This window comes from Microbacterium foliorum, from assembly GCF_006385575.1.
GTDB classification, from domain to species: domain Bacteria; phylum Actinomycetota; class Actinomycetes; order Actinomycetales; family Microbacteriaceae; genus Microbacterium; species Microbacterium foliorum_B.
In genome coordinates this window covers 3,463,675-3,486,381 of the sequence record NZ_CP041040.1, presented here as the reverse complement: position 1 = coordinate 3,486,381, position 22,707 = coordinate 3,463,675, and the positions used below count along the sequence as shown (strand labels likewise).

At 68.6% G+C, this 22,707-nt stretch carries 22 protein-coding genes; 16 read left to right on the top strand and 6 right to left on the bottom strand.

Translation table 11 applies throughout. From position 1 onward, the window contains the following. The 3 genes from FIV50_RS16835 to FIV50_RS16825 all read left to right on the top strand — a co-directional run bounded on the left by FIV50_RS16835 (position 1) and on the right by FIV50_RS16825 (position 3,347). A complete protein-coding gene (locus FIV50_RS16835; RefSeq protein ID WP_042540549.1) occupies positions 1-966 on the top strand; it encodes an alpha-ketoacid dehydrogenase subunit beta in 966 nt (321 codons plus the stop codon). Positions 967-1,002: 36 nt separating this feature from the next. Next, positions 1,003-2,361 carry a dihydrolipoamide acetyltransferase family protein gene (locus FIV50_RS16830; RefSeq protein ID WP_140038425.1) on the top strand — a complete coding sequence of 453 codons (1,359 nt, stop codon included), beginning with the start codon at positions 1,003-1,005 and terminating at the stop codon, positions 2,359-2,361. Positions 2,362-2,432: 71 nt separating this feature from the next. Then, entirely contained in the window at positions 2,433-3,347 is a 915-nt protein-coding gene (locus FIV50_RS16825) for an aldo/keto reductase (protein ID WP_140038424.1), read from the top strand. On the opposite strand, the gene FIV50_RS16820 is transcribed toward FIV50_RS16825, so the two are convergent. Beyond that, the gene (locus tag FIV50_RS16820) at positions 3,338-4,279 is read right to left on the bottom strand and encodes a DMT family transporter (protein WP_140038423.1); all 942 of its coding nucleotides are present in this window, start codon (positions 4,277-4,279) and stop codon (positions 3,338-3,340) included. The two genes, FIV50_RS16825 and FIV50_RS16820, sit on opposite strands and share 10 nt — an antisense overlap. 71 nt (positions 4,280-4,350) lie before the next feature. Between FIV50_RS16820 and FIV50_RS16815 the strand changes: the two genes are divergently transcribed. Then, positions 4,351-5,271 carry a LysR family transcriptional regulator gene (locus FIV50_RS16815; protein ID WP_140038422.1) on the top strand — a complete coding sequence of 307 codons (921 nt, stop codon included), beginning with the start codon at positions 4,351-4,353 and terminating at the stop codon, positions 5,269-5,271. Positions 5,272-5,300: 29 nt separating this feature from the next. Here FIV50_RS16815 and FIV50_RS16810 read toward each other — a convergent pair whose 3' ends face one another. Both FIV50_RS16810 and FIV50_RS16805 read right to left on the bottom strand, forming a co-directional pair. Then, positions 5,301-5,840 (bottom strand): 2'-5' RNA ligase family protein, encoded by a 540-nt coding sequence (locus FIV50_RS16810; RefSeq protein WP_258184323.1) that lies wholly within the window; start codon positions 5,838-5,840, stop codon positions 5,301-5,303. Positions 5,841-5,845: 5 nt separating this feature from the next. After that, positions 5,846-7,066, bottom strand: a complete 1,221-nt coding sequence (locus FIV50_RS16805; RefSeq protein ID WP_140038421.1) for an ROK family protein — start codon at positions 7,064-7,066, stop codon at positions 5,846-5,848. Positions 7,067-7,167: 101 nt separating this feature from the next. Here FIV50_RS16805 and FIV50_RS16800 point away from each other — a divergent pair, with 101 nt between their 5' ends. The 12 genes from FIV50_RS16800 to FIV50_RS16745 all read left to right on the top strand — a co-directional run bounded on the left by FIV50_RS16800 (position 7,168) and on the right by FIV50_RS16745 (position 19,655). Continuing rightward, a complete protein-coding gene (locus FIV50_RS16800) occupies positions 7,168-8,511 on the top strand; it encodes an ABC transporter substrate-binding protein (protein WP_140038420.1) in 1,344 nt (447 codons plus the stop codon). Beyond that, positions 8,508-9,494 (top strand): carbohydrate ABC transporter permease, encoded by a 987-nt coding sequence (locus FIV50_RS16795; RefSeq protein ID WP_258184322.1) that lies wholly within the window; start codon positions 8,508-8,510, stop codon positions 9,492-9,494. The genes FIV50_RS16800 and FIV50_RS16795 overlap by 4 nt, the downstream gene beginning before the upstream one ends. Then, positions 9,494-10,372: a carbohydrate ABC transporter permease gene (locus FIV50_RS16790; protein WP_140038419.1), complete on the top strand. Its 879-nt coding sequence runs from the start codon at positions 9,494-9,496 to the stop codon at positions 10,370-10,372. Before FIV50_RS16795 ends, FIV50_RS16790 begins: the two co-directional genes overlap by 1 nt. Before the next feature lie 51 nt (positions 10,373-10,423). Continuing rightward, positions 10,424-12,103 (top strand): glycoside hydrolase family 13 protein, encoded by a 1,680-nt coding sequence (locus FIV50_RS16785; RefSeq protein ID WP_140038418.1) that lies wholly within the window; start codon positions 10,424-10,426, stop codon positions 12,101-12,103. Positions 12,104-12,168: 65 nt separating this feature from the next. Continuing rightward, positions 12,169-13,185 (top strand): metal ABC transporter solute-binding protein, Zn/Mn family, encoded by a 1,017-nt coding sequence (locus FIV50_RS16780; protein ID WP_140038417.1) that lies wholly within the window; start codon positions 12,169-12,171, stop codon positions 13,183-13,185. Then, the gene (locus FIV50_RS16775; RefSeq protein WP_140038416.1) at positions 13,182-14,036 is read left to right on the top strand and encodes a metal ABC transporter ATP-binding protein; all 855 of its coding nucleotides are present in this window, start codon (positions 13,182-13,184) and stop codon (positions 14,034-14,036) included. The genes FIV50_RS16780 and FIV50_RS16775 overlap by 4 nt, the downstream gene beginning before the upstream one ends. Further along, entirely contained in the window at positions 14,033-14,911 is an 879-nt protein-coding gene (locus tag FIV50_RS16770; RefSeq protein WP_375137384.1) for a metal ABC transporter permease, read from the top strand. The genes FIV50_RS16775 and FIV50_RS16770 overlap by 4 nt, the downstream gene beginning before the upstream one ends. A gap of 44 nt (positions 14,912-14,955) precedes the next feature. Next, entirely contained in the window at positions 14,956-15,372 is a 417-nt protein-coding gene (locus tag FIV50_RS16765) for a Fur family transcriptional regulator (RefSeq protein WP_042540517.1), read from the top strand. A 23-nt stretch (positions 15,373-15,395) separates the two neighbouring features. After that, complete coding sequence (locus FIV50_RS16760; protein ID WP_140038843.1) at positions 15,396-16,403, top strand: permease; 1,008 nt, start codon at positions 15,396-15,398, stop codon at positions 16,401-16,403. Then, positions 16,396-17,187 (top strand): TIGR03943 family putative permease subunit, encoded by a 792-nt coding sequence (locus FIV50_RS16755; protein WP_140038415.1) that lies wholly within the window; start codon positions 16,396-16,398, stop codon positions 17,185-17,187. Before FIV50_RS16760 ends, FIV50_RS16755 begins: the two co-directional genes overlap by 8 nt. Then, the gene (locus FIV50_RS16750; protein WP_140038414.1) at positions 17,177-18,940 is read left to right on the top strand and encodes an Ig-like domain-containing protein; all 1,764 of its coding nucleotides are present in this window, start codon (positions 17,177-17,179) and stop codon (positions 18,938-18,940) included. Before FIV50_RS16755 ends, FIV50_RS16750 begins: the two co-directional genes overlap by 11 nt. Before the next feature lie 4 nt (positions 18,941-18,944). After that, positions 18,945-19,655 carry a DNA-3-methyladenine glycosylase gene (locus FIV50_RS16745; protein WP_140038413.1) on the top strand — a complete coding sequence of 237 codons (711 nt, stop codon included), beginning with the start codon at positions 18,945-18,947 and terminating at the stop codon, positions 19,653-19,655. A gap of 236 nt (positions 19,656-19,891) precedes the next feature. On the opposite strand, the gene FIV50_RS16740 is transcribed toward FIV50_RS16745, so the two are convergent. The 3 genes from FIV50_RS16740 to FIV50_RS16730 form a co-directional block, all read right to left on the bottom strand. Next, positions 19,892-20,335 carry a hypothetical protein gene (locus FIV50_RS16740; RefSeq protein WP_140038412.1) on the bottom strand — a complete coding sequence of 148 codons (444 nt, stop codon included), beginning with the start codon at positions 20,333-20,335 and terminating at the stop codon, positions 19,892-19,894. 140 nt (positions 20,336-20,475) lie between these two features. Further along, positions 20,476-21,462 (bottom strand): hypothetical protein, encoded by a 987-nt coding sequence (locus FIV50_RS16735; RefSeq protein WP_140038411.1) that lies wholly within the window; start codon positions 21,460-21,462, stop codon positions 20,476-20,478. 125 nt (positions 21,463-21,587) lie between these two features. Further along, complete coding sequence (locus FIV50_RS16730; protein WP_140038410.1) at positions 21,588-22,598, bottom strand: LacI family DNA-binding transcriptional regulator; 1,011 nt, start codon at positions 22,596-22,598, stop codon at positions 21,588-21,590. Positions 22,599-22,707 lie beyond the last annotated feature (109 nt).

Below are 22,707 nucleotides of genomic sequence, written 5' to 3'. Positions count from 1 at the left end.
ATGCCCCTCAGCAAGGCGCTCAACTCGGGCCTGCGCCGGGCGATGGAGGACGACTCCAAGGTCCTGCTCATGGGCGAGGACATCGGCAAGCTCGGCGGCGTCTTCCGCGTCACCGAGCATCTGCAGCGCGACTTCGGCGACAAGCGTGTGCTCGACACACCCCTCGCCGAGTCGGGGATCGTCGGCACAGCGATCGGGCTCGCGATGACCGGGTTCCGCCCTGTGATCGAGATCCAGTTCGACGGCTTCGTGTTCCCCGCGTTCGACCAGATCACGACGCAGCTCGCCAAACTCACCAACCGGCACGAGGGCAAGTTGAGCCTGCCGATCGTGATCCGCATCCCGTACGGCGGACACATCGGTGCCGTCGAGCACCACCAGGAGAGCCCCGAGGCGTACTTCGCGCACACCCCGGGGCTGCGGGTGGTGTCGCCGTCGACCCCGAACGACGCGTACTGGATGATCCAGGAGGCCATCGCGTCGAACGACCCGGTGATCTTCATGGAGCCCAAGAGCCGCTACTGGCAGAAGGGCGAGGTCGAGCTCGACGCGTCGGCTGCTCCGCTGCACTCGTCTCGCGTCGTGCGCACCGGGTCCGACGTGACGCTCGTCGGACACGGCGCCATGGTCACGACACTGCTGCAGGCGGCGGCGCTCGCCGAGGCCGAGGGCACCAGCTGCGAGGTCGTCGATGTGCGTTCGCTGTCGCCGGTCGACTACGAGCCGATCCTGAGTTCGGTGCGCAAGACCGGACGCATGGTCTACGCGCAGGAGGCGCAGGGGTTCGTCAGCATCGGCAGCGAGATCGCAGCGACCGTCATGGAGCGCGCGTTCTATGCACTCGAGGCGCCGGTGCTGCGGGTCTCGGGGTACGACACCCCGTTCCCGCCCGCGAAGCTCGAGGGCACCTACCTTCCGGATGCGGACCGCATCCTCGAGGCCGTCGACCGCTCCCTCGCCTACTGATCCCACCCCGATCTCGCCGTTCCGAAAGGACCGCACATGAGCACGCAGAACTTCAACCTCCCCGATGTGGGAGAGGGCCTGACCGAGGCCGAGATCGTGGCGTGGAAGGTCGCGCCCGGTGACACCGTCGCCATCAACGACGTGATCTGCGAGATCGAGACCGCCAAGTCGCTCGTCGAGCTGCCCTCGCCGCACGCGGGAGTCGTCGGCGAACTGCTCGCCGCCGAGGGCGCGACGGTCGAGGTCGGCTCGCCGATCATCACGTTCGTGACGGATGCGCGGGACGACGCCGGACCCGGCGTGATCGCCACGGCCGAGGCGCCCGCGCCTGAAGAGGGCGGTGGCTCGGTGCTGGTCGGCTACGGCACGGGTGGCGGCGCCACCTCTCGTCGCAAGCGTCCGGCAGAGCGCCCCGTTCGCTCGTCGGTGGGCGTGATCGCGAAGCCGCCGATCCGCAAGCTCGCCCGCGACCTGGGCGTCGACCTCACGACCGTCACCCCCACGGGAGCCGACGGAGAGGTGACCCGCGACGACGTGATGACCCACGCCTCGCAGGCCAGCGTCTTCCGCAACATCGAGACTCCCGAGTGGGGCGCCGTGCGCGAAGAGACCGTGCCCGCGCCGCAGAATGCTGCAGCGGGCCTTGCTCGCGGGCTGTCGCCGGCCCCGGCACCCGCTTCCAGCCAGAGCGACGATCGCACCGAGTCCATCCCGGTCAAGGGAGTGCGCAAGGCCACGTCGTCGGCGATGGTGCAGAGCGCCTACTCCGCCCCGCACGTCACCGTGTGGAAGGAGATCGATGCGAGCCGCACGATGGAGCTCGTCAAGCGCCTGAAGGCGTCGCCCGACTACGCCGACATCCGCGTCTCTCCGCTGCTGATCATGGCCCGTGCCGTGATCTGGGCCGCGCGTCGCACCCCGATGGTCAACGCGGCGTGGATCGAGACCGAGGGCGGCGCCGAGATCGCCGTGCGCCACTACGTGAACCTCGGCATCGCGGCGGCGACGCCTCGCGGCCTGCTCGTGCCGAACATCAAGGACGCGCAGGACCTCAGCATGAAGGACCTCGCCCGCGCGCTGAACCGGCTGACCCTCACCGCGCGCGAGGGCAAGACGAGCCCGGCCGACCAGCAGGGCGGCACCATCACGATCACCAACATCGGTGTCTTCGGGATGGATGCCGGCACGCCGATCATCAACCCCGGCGAGGCAGGGATCGTGGCGATGGGCACGATCAGCCAGAAGCCGTGGGTCGTCGACGGTGAGGTGCGCCCCCGCTGGGTCACCACCGTGGCGGGGTCGTTCGACCACCGCGTGATCGACGGCGACGGCATGAGCCGCTTCATCGCCGACGTGGCATCCGTGCTCGAGGAGCCCGCACTGCTCGTGGAGTGAGGCGGATCGCCCGGCGATACAGTGGCAGCAGAACCGCGACGACCGGCCCCCAGTAGAACGGAATCCAGCGGATGAAGATCGAACCGACCGCCATCACCCTCGGAACCTCCGGCCTCGGCCGGCATTCGGAGCCGGGGTCCGCCGAGGAGAGAGCGGCCGTCGAGGTCGCGATCGACCTGCTCACGAGCCGACACGGGTTCGTGGACACCTCGAACAACTACTCCGCGGGTCGCTCCGAGGCAGTGCTCGGAATCGCGCTGCGCGAACTCGGGTTGGACGGTTCGCGGGTCATCTCGAAGGTGGATCAGGACCCTGAGACCGGAGTGTTCGACCGCGACCGCGTCCTCCGCTCGTTCGAGGAGACGACCGCCCGGCTCGGGGTCGACCGGCTTCCGCTGCTGCACCTGCACGACCCGTACTCGGTGTCGTTCGAGGACTCGATCTCGATCGGCGGTGCGGTGCAGGGGCTCATCGAACTCCGCAGCGCCGGCGTGGTGGACGCGATCGGCGTGGCGGCCGCTCCGGTGCCGCTGATGGCGAAGTACGTCGAGACGGGGGTGTTCGACGCCGTGCTGATCCACAACCGATTCACGCTGGTGGATCACTCGGCTGAGCCTGTCTTCGCCGACGCCAAGGCGCGCGGCATGGCCGTGTTCAACGCCGCGCCGTTCGGTTCGGGACTGCTCGTCAAGGGCCCGCATCCCGGTGCGCAGTATGCGTATCGGCCCGCCGGCGAGGAGCTGCTGGCGTGGACCGAGCGGTTGCAGCGCGTCTGCGCCGACCATGGAACGTCGATGGCTGCCGCAGCGCTGCACTACTCGCTGCGGTCCCCGCTGGTCGACTCCACTGTCGTCGGGGTGTCGTCACCGCATCGCCGTGAACAGCTCGACGAGCTGGAGCAGACGGAGGTCCCGGACGGGCTGTGGGACGCCGTCGCGAGCCTGGGTCCGGCGCCTTCCCCGGTGGACGACAGCGACTACGCCTGAGAGTTGCTGCTGTTCAGCGCCACGACCGGCGGCCTGAGCGCGCGCTGCCGGTGGCGGCGTTCGATCGCCTGCCCTGCGTACGAAGCGGCGACGATGAGCGCGGCGCCGAGCAGGCCGAAGGCCCCGACGCTCTCCCCGGCGAGCAGGACTCCGACGAGCAGCGCCCAGACGGGCTCTGTGCCCATGAGGATGCTCGCGCGCGTCGCAGAGGTGTGCCGCACCGCCCAGAGCTGAACGACGAACGCGAACACTGAGCACATCAGCCCGAGGAACAGGACGTTCGCCCACCCCGATCCGTCCAGCCGTGCGACGGCCGCGGGCAGCTCCGCCCCTGCGACCAGCCATGCTGTCCCTGCACAGACGATGAGCTGAACCAGGACGACGGCGAGCGTGCTGTCCCCGCGGTCGCGGGTGAGCCTGGCGCTCGCCGTCACGTGAAACGCGCGCACGACCGCCGCCGCGACCACGAGGGCGTCCCCTGCGGTCGGCATCCGCAGTCCGCCGTCCGACACGAGAAGGGCGACCCCCACCACGGCCGCGACGGCGGCGACGAAGTACGAGCGCGGAAGCCACGACCGCGCGGCGAGGCTCTCGAGCACGGGGGTGAGCACGAGCGCGAGGCTGATGAGCAGCCCGGCATTGGTCGCCGAGGTGAGATGGACGCCCCAGGTCTCGAGGCCGATGATGGCGGCTTGGGAGAAGCCGAGGAGGACGGCGGCGGCCAGCCCGCGGCCACGCGGCATCCGCTCTTTGCGCACCGCGCAGATCACACCGAGAGCGACTGCTGCGACGAGGAACCGGAGTGCGACCGCGGAGGGGACGCCCGTCTCGAGAGTCAGGCTCTTGGCTGCCATGAAGCTCGCGCCCCACACCACCGCCACGCCGACGAGCAGGACGTCGACGAGCAGATCGCGAGACGGACGTCGAGGCATGACTCCACACTCTCGTCTTTCTCGATGAAGACCCAGATGCAGCTGCTTGATTCTCCTTTAAGGTTGGCCTTATGGATCCGACCCACCTTCGACTGCTCCGGGAGCTTCGCGACCGAGGCAGTGTGACCGCCGTCGCTGCCGCTCTCGGAATCTCGGCGTCGGCGGTCTCGCAGCAGCTCGCGACTTTGCAGTCGGCGGTGGCCCTGCCGCTTACGGTGCGCCGGGGTCGAGTCCTGATCCTGACCGCGGCGGGCGAGGCGTTGGCCGCCGCGAGCACGCGTGTCGATGAGGCGCTGACCGCGGCACGCGACTCGATCGGGGCGCTCCTCGAAGCAGGCGACCGGCCGGTGCGGGTGTCGTCGTTCAACAGCGCAGGACTCGCCCTGTTCCGGCCGCTCCTGAGAGAGCTAGACGGGAGTCCTGCCGTCCGCCTTGCCGATGCCGACGTACCGCACCGGGACTTTCCCGGGCTCACCGCCGACCACGATCTCGTCATCGCCCATCGGCTCGCGCACGACGCCCCCTGGCCCGCTGATCGAGTCGTCGCGATCCCGCTCGTCGAGGAGTCGCTCGACATCGCCCTCCCCGCAGGTCACCGTCTCGCCGGCCGAGCGGGCATCACTCTCGCCGACCTCCGCGACGAGGAGTGGGTGTCGGTGCACGCGGGATTCCCTCTCGCGGGTGTGCTCGACCACCTCGCGGCACTATCGGGGGCGCCGCTGCGGATCGCGCATCGCATCAACGAGTTCTCGGTGACGGCGGAGGTCGTGAGGGCGGGGGCGGCGATCGCCGTCATGCCCCGCACCACCGCGACGCCTCTGGCGGTGGACGGCCTCGTTCTCAGGCCGCTGTCGGATGTGGATCTGATCCGCCACGTCGACGTGCTGGCTCGGCCGGATGTGCTGGCCTACACGGCGGTCAGGCGTGTGCTCCGAGCCCTGCAGGATGTCGCCGTTCGCGTGCAACGCGACGCGTTCCCCTCACCTCATTGAGGCGACTCCGCTCCGTGAGGGTCGCCCGGCTATGCCTGCCGCATCTCCGCGAGAGTCGTGATCACCGCGGTGGCGGGGTCCCAGTGCCGCACGCTGTGGGCGTGACCGTGGACGTCGCCGCCGATCAGCTCGAGCGCTGCCGCAAGGTCGGCGATGCGCAGCCGGCGGGCGAGGGCGACGTGCGGCATCCACTCGCCCGGTGCGGTGTGCGGGGCATCGTCGCCCGGCCCGATCGCGGTCAGGATCGTCTCGCGGAGGCCGATGAGCTCCGCACTCGGAACGATGCTGCGGGCCAGCACGCGGCGCTCGCCGCTGCCGAAGAGCAGGGGAGCGCCCAGCGTGATCGGGAACGACGGTATGTCTACCAGGACGCGCGGGTCCACCTTCGGCAGCCCAATGCGAGCGACCAGCGTGATGTGAGGGCTGTTGCTCGCCGACGTGTGCCTCGCGAGGCTCGACATGCCGTGTGCGGCGAGAGCCTCCCATTCGGCCCGGATCGCGGTCTCGGCCGCCGGGTCGAAGAGCAGTTCGATCGCAGTGGGGGAGTGCGGCAGCTCTGGTTCGCGCACGGCGCTCAGCCGACCGCGCTGAGGCGCCGTTCCGCCAGCAGCGGCACGGCCACCTCGCGGGCGGCACGGCGGGCCGTCGCGACGGCGCCGATCGACACCACCTCGGCGCCGAGCGTCGAGGCGAGGATCTCGGGTGCCGGGAGGTGCAGCTGCGTCGGCAGCACTTCGCGCGCAGCTGTCAGTACCGGTGCGATGCTCTCGGCGACCCCGCCGCAGACGATCACGCGCGCGGGGTCGTACATGCTGCCCAGCACGCCCACGACACGGGCGAGGGTCGCGCCGACGCGAGAAGTCGCGAGCAGTGCGTCGACATCGCCTGCGGCTGCGGCGGTCAGCACAGTGCGCGGGTCGATGCGGTCTGCGCCCGCGAGCCGTCCGATCGCCGAGTCCGAGTCGATCTCGCCGCTCCGCACCGCATCGCGCACCTCGTCCTGCAGTGCGTAGCGCAGACCGAAGGCCGAGCCGACCCCGACGATGTGGTCGAACACGACGCCCTCACCGACGCCACCGTGTGCACCGTGCAGCACGTGGCCGTCGACGACGACGCCACCGCCGAAGCGCTCGCTCGCGAGCAGGGCGACGTAGTCGCGGCATCCGATCGCCGCTCCGGCTGAGCCCTCGGCGATCGCGGCGAGCTGTGCGTCGTTCTTGATCTCGACGACGGGCGCCCAGTCGTCGAGCGCCTCGGCGAGGCCCGGGTTGGTGCGCTCCCAGAAGCCCTCCGGGTGCGGAGGTGAGATGCCCGCGCGATTCACGGGCGCGGCCACTCCGACGCAGATCGCGAGGATCGATTCACGTGTGACGTCTGCTTCGGCGATCGCGAGCTGCATCTGCTCGAGGATCGTCGCGCGACGGGCGGCTGCGGACTGCGTCGGATCGAGGTCGGTGCGATGGTGCACGAGCGTGTTCTCGAGCGGGTCGGCGATCGTGACCGCGAGGTGGGTGTCTCCGGCATCCACTCCGATCACCACGCCGAGATCGGATGCCAGCACGAAGCGGCGAGCGGGGCGCCCCGCACGGTAGCTTCCGGCGACGCGGGCGTTGGGAAGCTCGCGCAGCACGCCGGCGTCGACGAGTGTGTCGATCCCGTCGATCGCGGTCGAGCGGGTCAGTGAGGTGGTCGCCATCGCCTCGGTAGCGGTGAACTCACCGGCGGTCCAGGCGAAGTCGAGGATCGCGCCGACACTGGCTCGTCCGGTGCCGAGACCTGCAGAGACTTCTGTCACGGGTCTTGACCTCACTCTCGTTCACATGAGACAGTACCGTTCATCGAAGTAAATTCGCTCACTAGATTTAGTCTGCGGATCTACCGGACGAAAGGACAACGGTGTCTCTCAAACCACCACGCCCGGCCCGGCTCGTCGCCGGAGCCGCCGCGCTCGCCCTGGTCGGCGCCGCCCTGACCGGGTGCTCGACCGCCGGCGGAACCGAGACCATCCGCTTCACCTTCAGCAAACGCGAGGCGATCGAGTTCATGACCGAACGCGTCGCCGAGTACAACGCCTCGCAAGACAAGGTGCGCGTCGAGATCGACACGTCCGGTGTCGATGTCGTCTCGGCCAGCTTCGTGCGGGGCAACCCGCCCGACATCATGCTCGCCAACTACAACTACGAGATCGCCCGATTCGTGCAGCGCTGCGCGCTAACCGATCTCTCCGGCGCCGAGGCCGCCTCGACGATCCGCGACGACCTGCAGCCTCTCATGGAGCAGTACGGGTCGTGCGAGGGGCGCACGAGCGCGCTGCCGTACTCCGTGATGGGCGCCTCGGTGATCTACAACAAGGAGATCTTCGAGCAGCAGGGTCTCGAGGTTCCGCAGACCTGGGACGAGCTGATCGCCGTGTGCGACCAGCTGAAAGAGGCGGGGATCGACCCGTTCTACGCCACCTTCAAGGACGACTGGACGGTCGCGCAGGGCTGGTACGACTACACCGCCGGCGGCTCGGTCGATGTGATCGACTTCTTCGACACGCTCGCGCAGGAGGGCACCGAAGTGGGACCGGATTCGGAGGCCTCGTTCGAGAAGGACTTCGCAGAGCCCATGGACCGCATGATGACGCTCGTGAACGAGTACACGAATGCGGATGCTGCGAGCCGTGCGTACGGCGACGGCAACCTCGCGTTCGGCAAGGGCGAGGCGGCGATGTACCTGCAGGGGCCGTGGGCGTTCAGCGAGATCGAGAAGACCGCTCCGGATCTCGCTCTCGGCACCTTCCCGCTGCCGATGACCGACGACCCCGCCGACCTCGGCGTACGCGTCAACATGGACCTCGCCGCGATGATCCCCGAGGGGTCGCAGCACCAGGAGGCCGCACGCGACTTCCTCGAGTACCTGTTCCTGCCCGAGAACATCGAGGAGTACAACGCCTCGCAGCTCGGCTTCACGCCGACGAACGATGCTCCGGCCCCCGATGACCCTCGGGTCGAGGGAATGGTCGAGTACTACGACAACGGCCAGATCTATCAGGGACCCTCGGTTCTCGTGCCCAGGACCCTTCCGGTCTTCAACTACGCGCAGGCGATGGTGCTCGGCGCGTCCACGACCTCCACGCTGCGCACCATGGATGCCGACTGGGCCAGGATCGCGTTCCGCGCTCCCATCCCGTCGACCCAGGACAACGCATCCGGTGAGGACTCAGCATCCGGCGAGACAGAGGAGTCCACGCCATGACGAACACCGCTCTGCCGGGCCCGGCAGCTCCGAACCCCGCGGCATCGAACATCACGAAGCCCAACAGCCCGACGACCGACACCACGGCGATCGTCACGGGCGGCACCCGCAAGCTCGCCCGTCGCAAGGGACGCGTCGAGCCGATCTACTACCTGTTCCTGCTGCCGACCCTCGTGATCTTCACGCTCGCGATCACGGTGCCCGGCATCATGGGCATCTTCTTCAGCTTCACCGACTCCATCGGCATCGGCGAGTGGAGCTTCAACGGGCTGACGAACTACATCGCGATGTTCAGCGACCCGGCCATCCTGCAGAGCTACCTGTTCACGTTCGGCTTCTCGATCGCCACAGTGATCGTCGTCAACGTGGTCGCCTTCATGCTCGCGGTGGGGCTGACCTCCCGCATCCGCTTCAAGACGGGGCTGCGCACGATCTTCGTGATCCCGATGGTGATCTCGGGCATCATCATCGCCTACGTCTTCAACTTCCTCTTCTCGAACTCCATCCCGGCCGCGGGCGCCGCCACCGGCATCCCGTGGCTCTCGACCAGCCTCCTCGCGAACCCCGATCTCGCGTGGGTCGCGATCGTGATCGTGACCGCGTGGCAGGCGGTTCCCGGCACGCTGCTCATCTACATCGCAGGGCTCCTCTCGGTGCCCGGCGAGGTCTACGAGGCGGCGAGCATCGACGGCGCGAACAAGAGGCAGCAGCTGTTCCGCATCACGCTGCCGCTGGTGGCCGGATACGTGGTGATCAACGTGATCCTGGGCTTCAAGGGCTTCCTCAACGCCTACGACATCATCGTCGGACTCACCAACGGCGGGCCCGGCACTGCCACCCGCAGCGTCGCGATGACGATCATCGCGGGCTTCAACGGCGGCGACTACGCCTATCAGATGGCCAATGCGACGATCTTCTTCATCGTCGCCGTGCTCATCTCCCTGCTTCAGCTCTCGCTGACCCGCGGAAGGAACGCACTCTGATGTCGACGCAGACACTCACCACCATCCCCACCTCGGGCAAGAAGCCGCGCGTCCGCATGGAGCGCGTCAACTGGTCGGGCACGATCATCCTGATCCTGTGCGCGGTCACGGTTCTGCTGCCGCTGTACGTCACGATCTCGATGGCGTTCAAGACCACGGGCCAGGCGGTCGACGGCAACGCCTTCTCGCTGCCGGCGCCGTTCAGCATCGACGGGTTCGTCGAGGCGTGGAACCTGACGAAGTTCCCGGTCGGGGCCGGCATCTCGCTGCTGGTCACGGCGGGAACGGTCATCGCGACCATCGTGCTCGCCGCCTTCGCGTCGTATGCGATCGTGCGCAACTGGGACCACCGCCTGTTCCGCTACTCGTTCTTCTACCTGCTGGCCGCGATGTTCATCCCCTTCCCGGTCGTGGCGCTGCCGCAGATCCAGCTGACCGGCTGGGTCGGACTCGACAACCCGTTCGGGGTGATCATCCTCGCGACGATGTTCCAGTTGAGCTTCAGCGTGCTGCTGTTCACGGCGTTCCTGCGGTCGATCCCGATCGAACTCGAGGAGAGCGCCCGCATCGACGGTGCGAGCACGTGGCAGACGTTCTGGCAGCTGATCTTCCCGCTGCTCGCACCGATGAGCGCGACGGTCGGCATCTTCGCCTTCCTCTACGCGTGGAACGACTTCATGATGCCGTCGCTGATCATCTCGGACCCGGCCATGCAGACCCTCCCGGTGCGGCAGAACCTCTTCCAGACCCAGTTCAGCAACAACTACAACGTGTCGTTCGCCTCGTACCTGATGGCGATGGCCCCGGCGATCCTGGCGTACCTGTTCACGCAGCGCTTCGTCATGGAGGGCGTGACGCAGGGCGCCGTCAAGGGCTGACGCAGCCGCACCCCAGACCCCCGACCGCAACACGAAGGAGCAACACCCCTCATGACCGATGCGCTTCTCACCGAGACCCGCGACGACACGACGGCAGCATGGTGGCGACAGGCCGCCGTCTACCAGATCTACCCCCGCAGCTTCGCCGACGCGAACGGCGACGGACTCGGTGACATCCCGGGCATCGTCTCGCGGGCCGACTACCTGCGCGACCTCGGGATCGACGCGGTGTGGCTGAGCCCGTTCTACCCGTCGGCACTCGCCGACGGCGGCTACGACGTGGCCGACTACCGCAACGTCGACCCGCGCCTGGGCACGCTCGAGGACTTCGACGACATGGTCGCGGCTCTGCACGACCGCGGCATCCGCGTCGTGGTCGACATCGTTCCGAACCATTCGTCCGACCTGCACGAGTGGTTCCAGGAGGCGCTCGCCGCCGGCCGCGGGTCGGCGGCTCGGGAGCGATACATCTTCCGCGAGGGTTCGGGGCCGGACGGCTCGGAGCCCCCGACCGACTGGACCGCCGCGTTCGGCGGGTCTGCGTGGGAGCGGGTGGAAGACGGCCAGTGGTTCCTGCACAGCTTCGCGCCCGAGCAGCCCGACCTCAACTGGGACCACCCCGAGGTGCGCGAGGACTTCTTGAAGACCCTGCGCTTCTGGTCGGACCGCGGAGTCGACGGCTTCCGCATCGACGTCGCCCACATGCTGACCAAGGACCTCACCGAGCCGCTGCCGAGCACCGCCGAGCTCGAGCTGCTGCCGCACGACGGCAACCACCCGCTGCACGACCGCGACGACGTGCACGAGGTGTACGCCGAGTGGCGTCGGGTCTTCAACGAGTACGACCCGCCGCGCACGGCTGTCGCCGAGGCGTGGGTGAGCACTCCGGAGCGTCGTGCGAAGTACGCCTCGGCCGAGGGACTGGGTCAGGCGTTCAACTTCGATCTGCTCGTCGCCGACTTCGACGCGACGCAGTTCCGCACCATCATCACCGACAACCTCGCGCAGTCGCGGGCGACGGGCTCGTCGACGACGTGGGTGCTGTCGAACCACGACGTCACGCGGCACGCGACGCGGTATGGACTGCCGCAGCTCGGCGGGCGCACCGGAGTGAAGCAGGGTGTCGAATGGGTCGCCGCCGGCGGGCCCGAGGACCAGCTCGACCGTGAGCTCGGGCTGCGTCGGGCTCATGCCGCGACGCTGCTGCTGCTCGGCCTGCCCGGCAGCACGTATCTCTACCAGGGCGAGGAGCTGGGGCTGCAGGAGGTCGCCGAGATCTCGGCCGAGCAGCGTCAGGATCCGGCATTCTTCCGTGGAGCCGTCTTCGACGGCCTCGGACGCGACGGATGCCGTGTGCCACTGCCGTGGACGGCATCCGGTCCCTCATTCGGCTTCGGCTCGGGCGACGCGCACCTGCCGCAGCCCGACTGGTTCGCCGAGTCCGCGGTCGATGTCGAGGCGGCTGACCCGTCGTCGACGCTGTCGCTGTACCGCGAGGCGCTGCGTCTGCGTCGCGAGCTGCAGACCGACGAGAGCCTCGAGTGGATCGAGGCCGGACGCCCCGATGTGCTGAGCTTCGCCCGCCCGAACGGCTGGCAGATCGTGACGAACTTCGGCACCGAGCCGTTCGACCTCGGAGCGGATGCCGCAGACGTCGTGCTCGGAACGGTGGCCGACGGCGCGCTGCCGTCCGACTCGACGGTCTGGATCGCGCCTGGTCTGATCGGCTGACGCAGAGGGCAGGGCGACGAGCCGCCGATTTGATAATGGTTCTCATTAGCGTTTAGAGTGGGAACATGAAGAAGCCGTTCGTCGCCCTCGCCCTTGCATCCGTCGCCGCACTCTCGCTGGCCGGATGCTCGACTGCCCCCGCCGCGGGAGAGGGCGACGACAGCGCGGTGACCGTCGTGGCGAGCACCAATGTCTACGGCTCGCTCGCCGAGCAGATCGGCGGTGACCGCGTCGACGTGACCTCGATCATCACCTCCGCCACTCAGGACCCGCACTCGTACGAGGCCTCGGCCCGTGACCGCCTGACGGTGCAGAAGGCCGACCTCGTGATCGAGAACGGCGGCGGCTACGACGCCTTCATCGACACGCTGCTGCAGGATGCCGACGACCCCCACCTGGTCACAGCCGTCGAGTTCTCGCATGACTTCCCCGGCAACGAGGGCCACGCCGAAGACGAGCACTCCGAAGAGGAGCACGCCGAAGGCGAGCACGCAGAAGACGAGGCGCACGACCACGCCGAGGGCGAAGAGGGCCACGAGGGTCACGACCACATCGAGGGCTTCAACGAGCACGTGTGGTTCGACCCGCACACGATGGTCCACGTCGTCGAGGCCATCGCCGACGAGCTGGCCGAGATCGACCCCGACGGCAAGGCGGAGTTCACCGCCAACGCCGAAGAGATCGTCGCCGACCTCGAGGGCTTCGAGGCTGACCTCGAGACGCTCAAGACGGATGCCGCCGGTGCCAACGTCATCATCACCGAGCCGCTGCCCGGCTACCTCGCCACGGCCGCCGGTCTCACCGACGTCACCCCCGAGGGCTTCGCCGAGTCGGTCGAGGAGGGCAGTGATGTCGCCCCCGCCACGCTGCTCGAGACTCTCAACGTCGTCGAGAGCGGCGATGTTGCGGCCGTGCTCACGAATGCGCAGACCGGCGGAGCCGAGACGCAGCGTGTCGAGGATGCCGCAACGGATGCCGGCATCCCGCTCGTCGCCTTCACGGAGCTGCTGCCTGACGGATCGTCGTACTCTGAGTGGATGAGTGACGCGATCCAGAGCCTCGCCGCCGCGCTCCAGTCGTGAGCGCTGCCGCCGACGCGCGGGCAGGAGCCGAGAAGTCGAACCCGGTGCTCGACATCCGTGGAGCCGCACTCCAGCGCGGTGACCGCGAGCTGTGGTCGGGCCTCGATCTGACGGTCGATCCCGGCGAGTTCATCGCAGTGCTCGGACCGTCGGGTTCGGGCAAGACCACGCTGCTGCGCAGCATCCTGGGTCTCCAGCCGCTGTCGGCGGGCCAGATCACGGTCGCGGGCGAACCGGTGCGCAAGGGCAACCCGCGCATCGGCTACATCCCGCAGCAGCGTTCGCTCGCCCCCGACACGAGCATGAGAGCCCGCGACCTGGTGGCGCTCGGGGTGCAGGGCAGCCGCTTCGGATTCCCGATCCCGCACCGCGGCGACAAGGCCAAGGTCGACCAGCTGCTCGAATCGGTCGGGGCGGCGCACTACGCCGACCGCCGCGTGGGGCTGCTCTCTGGCGGAGAGCAGCAGCGACTGCGGGTCGGGCAGGCCCTCGCCGATGAGCCGACCCTGCTGCTGTGCGATGAGCCGCTGTCGAACCTCGACCTCGCCAACCAGGTTGCCATCACCGACATCATCGACCGCCAGCGTCGTGATCGCCGCGCCGCCGTGCTGTTCGTGACGCACGACATCAACCCGATCCTCGGCCGGGTCGACCGCATCCTCTACATCGCGGGTGGCCGCTTCGTGCTCGGCACGCCCGAAGAGGTGCTGCAGACGCGGGTGCTCACCGAGCTCTACGGCACCCCGGTGTTCGTGCTGCGGGCGGGTGATCGACTGGTCGTCGTCGGAGTGCCGGATGCCGAGCCCCACCATGAGCACGCGCACGACCACGACCACGGAGGTGCCGCATGAACGCCATGACCGGCATCGTCCCGGCGGTCGACTGGAGCGACGTCTTCTCGTTCCAGGACTACGGCGAGCTCGTCGCCCTGCTCGCGAACTCGATCATCGCCGGTGCCGTGCTCGGCATCGTCGGCGGACTGATCGGCGTCTTCGTGATGCAGCGCGACCTCGCGTTCGCGGTGCACGGCGTCAGCGAGCTGTCGTTCGCCGGTGCCGCCGCCGCACTGCTCTTCGGCGGCAGCGTGGTCGTCGGCTCGCTCGGTGGAGCGCTCGTCGCGGCGATCCTGATCGGCATCCTCGGGGCCAAAGCCCGCGACCGCAATTCGATCGTCGGGGTGCTGATGCCGTTCGGACTCGGCCTCGGCATCCTCTTCCTGTCTCTCTACGACGGGCGCAGCGCCAACCGGTTCAGTCTGCTGACCGGGCAGATCGTCTCGGTCTCGAGCCCCGACCTCGGCTGGCTGCTCGGCATCAGCATCGTGGTGCTGCTCGGACTGCTGCTGATGTGGAACCCGCTGCGTTTCGACTCGCTCGACCCCGAGTCGGCCGCCGCCCGCGGAGTGCCCACCCGCGCCGTGAGCCTGCTGTTCATGGTGCTGCTCGGCCTGATCGTCGCCGTCAGTGTGCACATCATCGGCGCGCTGCTCGTGATGGCGCTGCTCGTCACTCCCGCGGCCGCCGCGATGCGCATCACGGCGGGGCCGGTGGCCGTTCCCCTGCTCGCGGCGCTGTTCGGGTTCGTGTCGGCCGTCGGCGGCATCCTGCTCGCCCTCGCCGGCACGCTGCCGGTGAGCCCGTACATCACGACGCTGTCGTTCACGATCTACGTCGTGTGCTGGATCATCCAGCGCGCCCGCGGCGGCGTGCTCCGCGTGCGTGCCTGACGCTCCCAGGGCCCGGTAAGGGCGGCGCGCCTAGAATCGTGGGTATGGCTCAGCGGAACACCTGGCAGCGCGATCGAGTGCGCGAAGCCCTCGCCGACGCGCGAGGGTTCGTCAGCGCGCAGAATCTGCACGCCTCGCTGCGCGACGACAACACCGGCATCGGCCTCGCCACGGTGTATCGAGCCCTCGCCGGGCTCGCCGCGGCCGGTGATGCCGACTCGCTGCAGAGCCCCGAGGGTGAGGCGCTCTACCGTGCCTGCACGACCCAGGGCCACCACCACCACCTGATCTGCCGCAACTGCGGTCTCACCGTCGAGATCGAAGCCACCGACGTCGAGCAGTGGGCGCATCGCACCGCGGCTCTGCACGGGTTCACGGATGCTGCGCACGTCGTCGACATCTTCGGGCTGTGCGCCTCCTGCACCAACAAGCGCGATGCCGAAGAGGCAGCGAACGCGTGACCACCCAGGCCGCTCCACGGTCGGTGCACCCGCACCGACCCTCTCGATCGCCGCGCTCGCCGTGGATCGGAGTGGGTCTCGGCGCCGCGATCGTGGCCGCGCTCTTCCTGGTCGACCGATTCCTGCCGACGCTCTTCGCCGAGAGCCTGCCGAGCAGAGCTCAGGACGGGCTGACGCTCGCACTGAGCGTGCTCATCGAGGCGCTGCCGTTCGTGATCCTCGGTGTGCTGCTCTCGATCGTCGTGCAGGTGTGGCTGCCGGCCGACGTGATCCACCGCTGGCTGCCGAAGCGCGCGTGGGCCCGCCGGGCGGTGCTGTCGCTGCTGGGCATGCTGATCCCGGTGTGCGAGTGCGGCAACGTGCCGTTCGCCCGCGGACTGATGATGCGCGGTCTGGCGCCGGCTGAGGCGCTGACCTTCCTGATCGCCGCCCCGATCGTGAACCCGATCGTGATCCTCACCACGCACGCGGCCTTCGGCTTCGATGACGGCATCCTGGTCGCCCGTCTGATCGGCGGCTACCTGATCGCCAACCTGATCGGCTGGATCTACAGCCGCCACCCCTCGCCCGACTCGCTGCTCACGCAGCGCTTCGTCGACACCTGTGACCGCGTCACGCACGAGCACGGCACGCCGGTTCGCCGCAGCCTGACGCAGTTCCTCATCGAGCTGCGGGCCGTCATGCCGGCCCTCGTGATCGGCTCGGCGCTCGCCGGAGCCGTGCAGGTGCTGATCCCGCGCGAGGTGCTGCTGGCCATCGGCTCGAACCCGGTGCTGTCGATCCTCGCGATGATGGCGCTCGCGATGACCGTCGCGATCTGCTCGAACGTCGACGCGTTCTTCGCACTCTCCTTCGCCTCGACCTTCTCGTCGGGCGCTCTCGTCGCGTTCCTGCTCGTCGGCCCGCTCGTCGACGTCAAGATGCTCGCGCTCATGCGCACGACGTTCACCACCCGCACGCTCGCCGGCATCGTCGGCGTGGTCGTGTTCGCCGCCTTCGCCATCGGGATCGGGGTGAACGTCTTTGTCTGATCACACAGTCACCTCTGACGCGCCATCGCGCGCCCGGGCACTCGCCACCCGCTGGCTGGGCATCGGCCTCGCCGCCGTCATCTCTGTCGTGACCCTCGGACTCGGTCTGACCGGTCGACTGAATCTCTACATCAGCCCCGAATCGGTGTGGTTCGCGTGCGCCGCGGCCGTCGTGACGCTCGCGGGCGCGATCTGGTCGTGCACGCTGCCGCTCGGCGAAGAGGGCGACCACGGACACGATCACGGCGACGCGCATGAGGCGGATGCCGAGCCGTCGCCCCGACGCTCCCTCGCCCTGGCCGGCACGGTGACCGGTGGGGTCGTGGCCAGTGGCGTCGTGATCGCCGCGCTCGTGCTGCCTCCCGCCTCGCTGTCGGTCGAGCTCGCGATGTCGAGGGTCGGCGAGCAGACCGCCCTGTTCGCCGGGGCCGACGACGTGACCCTCGGCGTCGCCGACACCGCGACCTTCGGAGTCGGCGACTGGGCGAGCGTGTTCGCCACGGCGACCAACACCGCCGCGTACGACGGCAAGACGGTCACGCTGACCGGGTTCGTCACCCCGACGGATGCTGACGGCGTCAACCTCACGCGACTCGTCATCACGCACTGCGTGATCGACGCGCAGCCGGCGACCCTGCCCGTGACGATCGACGCCGGAGAGTTCGACACCGGCCAGTGGGTCGAGGTCGAGGGCACGGTCAAGGCGGACGCCGACGGGTCGCTGCACGTCGAACCGACGACCGTGACCGCCATCGATGAGCCTTCGGACCCGTATGAGTACTGACGACCAGCGGCCGGACGGACCGGCGGCTCCGCGCACGCGCGCCGAGCTGCGTGCCGCTCGCGAGGCCGAAGCGGCGGCCGCGTCCCGTTCGTCGAGCGAGGACGGCGGAGCTGACCGAGACGAAACGCCACCAGCCGCTCGCCCGACGGGCGGCGCGCGGCCGGTGCGTTCGACCTTCGTCCCGCCGGACGCCGACTCGACGACCACGTTCGCGGCTCACTCCTCGGCCGACTACGTGCCCCCCGCTCCCTCCACGACCGACTACACGCCTCCCGCGCCCGAGAAGCCGAAGCCCGCCAAGGCACCCAAGCCCGCCAAGACGCCGAAGCCCGCCAAGGTACCGAAGCCGGAGAAGGCACCGAGGCCCGAGAAGCCCGCCGCCTCACGCGACAGCCGGTTCCTGCTCGCCCTGGGCGCCGTGCTCGGCATCCTCGTGCTGGTGGGTGCAGGGCTCGGCGTCGTCAGCCTGACGCAGGGTCCTCGCATCACCGAGGTGCAGGTCGATCCGGCTGAGGCGATCGAGACGTCGGGCAGCCGTGTCATCCTCACCGCCAACCAGTCGCTGGCGGCGATCGACGAGTCGCAGGTGACGGTCGAGCCCGCGGTGCCGTTCACGCTCGACGCCGCAGGCCGTGGCATCGGCATCCGCTTCACCGTTCCGCTCGACGACGACACCGAGTACACCGTGAATGTCGCCGATGCGGTGGGCGCCGGAGGCGGCCCCAGCGCCACGCTCTCGACGAGCTTCTCGACTCCGCCGTCCACGATCTTCCTGCTGCGCCGAGATGCCGACGGCAATGACCAGATCTTCCGCACCGACCTGACGGGCGAGAAGGCGCAGGCTGTCTTCGCCGCCGACAAGATCAACGACTTCCGCGCCACGTCATCGCAGCTGGTCGTCTCGGTCGAGGAGGAAGAAGGCTCGAAGCTGCTCGTGATGCGGCGCGACGGCACCGATCAGCGCGAGCTCGAGCTGCCCGGCGTCGGATACGTGGGCGCCATCCAGGTCTCTGAGCGCGGCGGTCTGGTCGGCTACAGCTACTCCGACAAGGAGCTCAGCGACACCGAGGGGCGCGCGAGCGTGCTCGTGACGCAGTCGCTGAGCGGCGACGACGAACCGGTGGTGACCGAGGTCGGCGGCAAGGAGGCGAACATCTTCGTCTGGCAGTTCGTGCCCGACAGCGCCGCCGTGCTCTTCATCGACTTCGACGGCGCGCTCTCGCTGGTCGATCGTTCGTCCGACGCAGGGGTGCAGTCCCTCGGACTCGCGACGACCATTCAGGGCATCTCGCGCGGCACGTACACGGCGATCGTCGAGCGACTCGACGGCTCGGTGGTCGAGCTGAATCTCGCCGACGGCTCGGAGGTGCCGCTCGAGGCATCGACTCCCGACTACGGCTCCGCGATCACGATCACGCCGTTCCCCGGCGGCACGCTGCGCCACGTCGTCTCGCGTGACGAGAACGGACTGCCCATCGGTCAGGCGATCGTCCGGGTCGACGACGAGGGAGCCGCGACACCCCTCGTCGAGGTCGACTCGACCGACTCGATCCTGCAGGCCTGCGCCTCGCCCAGCGGCCAGTATGCCGCGGTCGTGATCGCGCCGGAGCTGGCCGACAACCCGTACGACCAGATGCTGCTGCCGCTGCCCGAGAATCTCGAGACGCACCTGCTCGACCTGCGCACGGGCGACGAGATCGTGGCGCTGACCGGTTTCGACGCCTCGTGGTGCCAGACGGCGCCGCAGTTCTGACCGCATGGCGACGGATGCCCTCCATCGAGCGACCCGCACCGAGCTGAGCGGGTTGCCGGTGGCGGTCGCACCGCTGCTGCTCGGCGGAGAGCTGCGCACCGTGGTCGCGGGCTCCGAGGTGCGACTGCGCCTCACAGAGGTCGAGGCGTACCACGGGCAGGGCACCGGCCCCGCGGCCGATCCCGGTTCTCACGCGCGCATGGGCCGCACCGCGCGCAATGCGACGATGTGGGGCGAGCCGGGGCATCTGTACGTCTACCTGAGCCACGGCATCCACTCGTGCGTGAACGTCGTCTCGGGGCCTGAGGGTCAGGCCGGCGGAATCCTGCTGCGCGCGGGCGAGGTCGTGCACGGGGCGGATGCCGCGGCTGTGCGCCGTCGCGCGACGACCCCGCTGACAGTGACGGCACTGCGTGACCTCGCCAAGGGGCCGGGCCGGTTCGGCCAGGCGGTGGGGCTGCGGCATCCGATCCACGACGGCATCGATGCGGTCACCGGCGAGGAGTTCGAGGGTGCCCGTGCCGAGCTGTGGCTGCGCGACGAGCCCGTGATCGACGTGGCGACCGGTCCGCGCGTGGGCGTGGCCGGCGTCGCCGGAACAGCGGCGTTCCCCTGGCGCTTCTGGATCGCCGGCGACCCGACGGTCTCGCCGTTCCGCTGGGGGAGGGGCGCTCAGGAAGCGTCTGAGTCCGCTACCCGACACATCATCGGGTAGCTGGCGTCTCTGACAGGCTCTCGACGCCTGGCTCTACCGGCGGCGACCGATCGCCGGCTCGCGGGCGGGGCGCTCGCGCGGAGTATCGGTGGCCGCGCGCCCGGCGTCAGAGTAGGGAACGCGGGGTGGCCAGGGAGCCTAGGTGGCTTGTATGCTTGAGGTGAGCCTCCCCCTGAGGGGTGCGAGGAAGTGAAGCCGGGACCCCCGCCGCAGGACGGGACCCGGCTTTCGCGCGTCTACAGCTCGAACATGGCCTCTTCAAGCTTGTCCTCGAAGCAGGCGCGGTAGAGGGTGCGGCCGTCGTGAGCTGCGGCGACTGCGCCGGCTACTGCGTCGGGAACCCACAAAAGAGGTTCTTCCAAGGGCTTGGCGTGGTCGACGCGCAGCGTCGGAGGGAGCGCGTCTGTTGTGCGGAGGTTGGCGACCATGGCGAGGTCTCTTCTGTTGCCGATCTCATCTCGCGACTCGAACCAAACCTGTGTGACACCCCCTGAAGAGAGCTTATGAAGCAGCTGCTGCATGCACTTTCGACGAGCGCGCTCCTGTCGCCGCGGATCGATCCGCGTGGCAGTGACGACGATATTCGTCAGCGGCAAATCTCCGATGAGTCTGGATATCCGGAGCCTGTCGCGCTCTTCCTCGCTATTCCAGTGAGTTCTCCCGCGGGTGCGCCTTGCCATGGCCCGCAACCGTAGGCGCGTCGTGTCCAAGTCCTCGGCCGTTGATGTCGTTACTGCCGCTGCCAGGAGGTAGAGGTTCGCTCTGACATGGATGGACTCATCGACCCACGCATGCAGTTCCGGGGCCGGGCGCGTATGCGTCACGAGCGCTTCCCCGGCCAGTCGATGTCAAAGTAGCCGGTTCTTGGGGAGCCGGGTCGGCCATCCCAGACATTGATGATCGATTGAGCGAACTCGTCAGGGTCGACGGAGTCCGGACCCGCCAGGGAAGCCGTGATGTAGAAGGTCATCATCGCTCCGGGTTCATTGATCATCGGAGGAGGCGCGGTCACCGACGACTCAATGAGCCTTCCGGCGATACGGTAGTCCCGCACAAGCCACACAAGCCACTCGGACACCAGCCATCCCTCCGGCGATGGGCCGACGTCGGCCACTTCGAGGTTGGCGTCGGCTGACTCAATCGACCACCACAACTCCCATTTGTGATCATCGTCTCGAGTGTCCATTGAGGCCCATCCTCCAATGCCGGGCATAGCGTTGAGGACCTCGGAGAGCCACTGCAAACGAGGGGGAGCGCCGAACTCGCTAGAGCCATCCGGCTTAGGGGGCGTGGGGGGCTCGATGCTCGCGAGCTTGCTGAGATACTTCGCTCTCTTGAAGCCTTGATAGAGCTCCTCCCATGAGTCGCTGTCGCCATCGATGGAAGCCGCCAAGATCCAGACGCTGTCGAGTTCCGCGACGACGTGCGAGAGTACTCCCACGTTCGTCGAGCTCGCAACCACCGCTTTCGCATGTAAGAGCTCTGGGGAGTCTGGAGCGACGGATTCCGTGGCCTCGACCAGGTCGTGCAAGAGGTCAATGTCTCGTCGCCGAAACTCCGACGACGCCAAAGACACTGTCTTCGCAGACACGCCCAGCTCTTCTGCCACACTTCTCCCGGTAGCGCCCGGACGGAGAGTGGCCTCATAGATCGCCTGACGGCGTACCTGCGCCAAACGACCCTGGACCGTCCGAAGCTCTTCACCCACAGCAACACACTCTCGCGCCCGCTTGATGGGATCCGGTATCGCCGCAACGGAACGCACGAGACGTTCGAGCAGTTCTGACGAGGCCGGATCCTGGTTCATGCGACCATCGTACTCCAACATTACCCCTACGGGTAACGTGTGTACCGGCGGGGGTATCTAAACTCGAAGTGCTCCCTTCGAACCTTCTTGTCTCCGCTGAAGAAATCGCCCGATGAGCCCCGCGCTCAGGCCGAGTCTCTCCACACGACAGGCGTCGGCAGCATGATGCCCTCGCGCGGGCGCTGATCGTCTCGCAGCTGCGCGAGGACGGATGCCGCGGCTGCGGCCCCGAGCCCTTCGGCCGGCTGGTCGACGGTCGAGAGCAGCGGGGTGGTGCGCGTCGCCCACGTGCTGTTGTCGAAGCCGACCACACCCACGTCCTCGGGCACGCGACGCCCCGCTTCGCGCAGCGCCCACATCGCGCCGGCGGCGACGGCGTCCGATGCGGCGAAGACTCCGTCGATGTCGGGCACGCGATCGAGCAGTCTCGCCATCGCCGCAGCACCGTCGGCGTAAGAGTACAGCGGCACCTCTTCGACGAGGTCCGGGTCGAACGCGCTGCCGAGAGCGTCGGTGAAGCCGGCGAGTCGGTCGGTGCCCGAGTCGCGGTCGAGCGCGGCGGCGATCATGCCGACCCGCTTGCGCCCTGTCGCCAGGAGGCGCGAGGTCACGGCCTGCGCGGCGCCCCGGTTGTCGACGCCGACCCACGCCGCATCGACGTCGGGCGGGTGGCCGACGTAGGTCACGGGCAGGTCGAGTCGCATGACGGCCTTGGTGATGGGGTCCTGTGCGCGCGCCGAGACGATGACCGCTCCGTCGACGAAACCGCCGTTGAGGTACCGCGCGACCCGTTCGGTGTCGCGCACCGAATCGACGACGAGACACACCATCTGGTAGTCCGCCTCCGACAACGTCTCGTTGGTGCCGAGCATGATCGCGCCGATGTTGGGGTCCTCGAGGAACAGCGCGTGCGGCTCGTGCACGATGAACGCGATCGCCTGGGTGCGCTGGCGCACCAGGTTCTGCGCGGCCGTGTTGGGCACGTAGCCGACCTCGCGGATCGCGTCCTCGATCGCCGTGCGCGCGGAGTCCGACACGTACCCGCCGTTGATGACGCGGCTGACGGTTCCGCGCGAGACCCCGGCCACTCGCGCCACGTCGTGCACGGTGCTGCGGCGGCGTGCGGAAGTGCTCATGGTCGACAGCCTAGCGACCCGGACTTGACGTGATTCGCCACGACATGCGACGATGTGTGCACGTTCACAGAAATCCCTATCGCTGCTTTCACGCCGCGAACTGTGCACG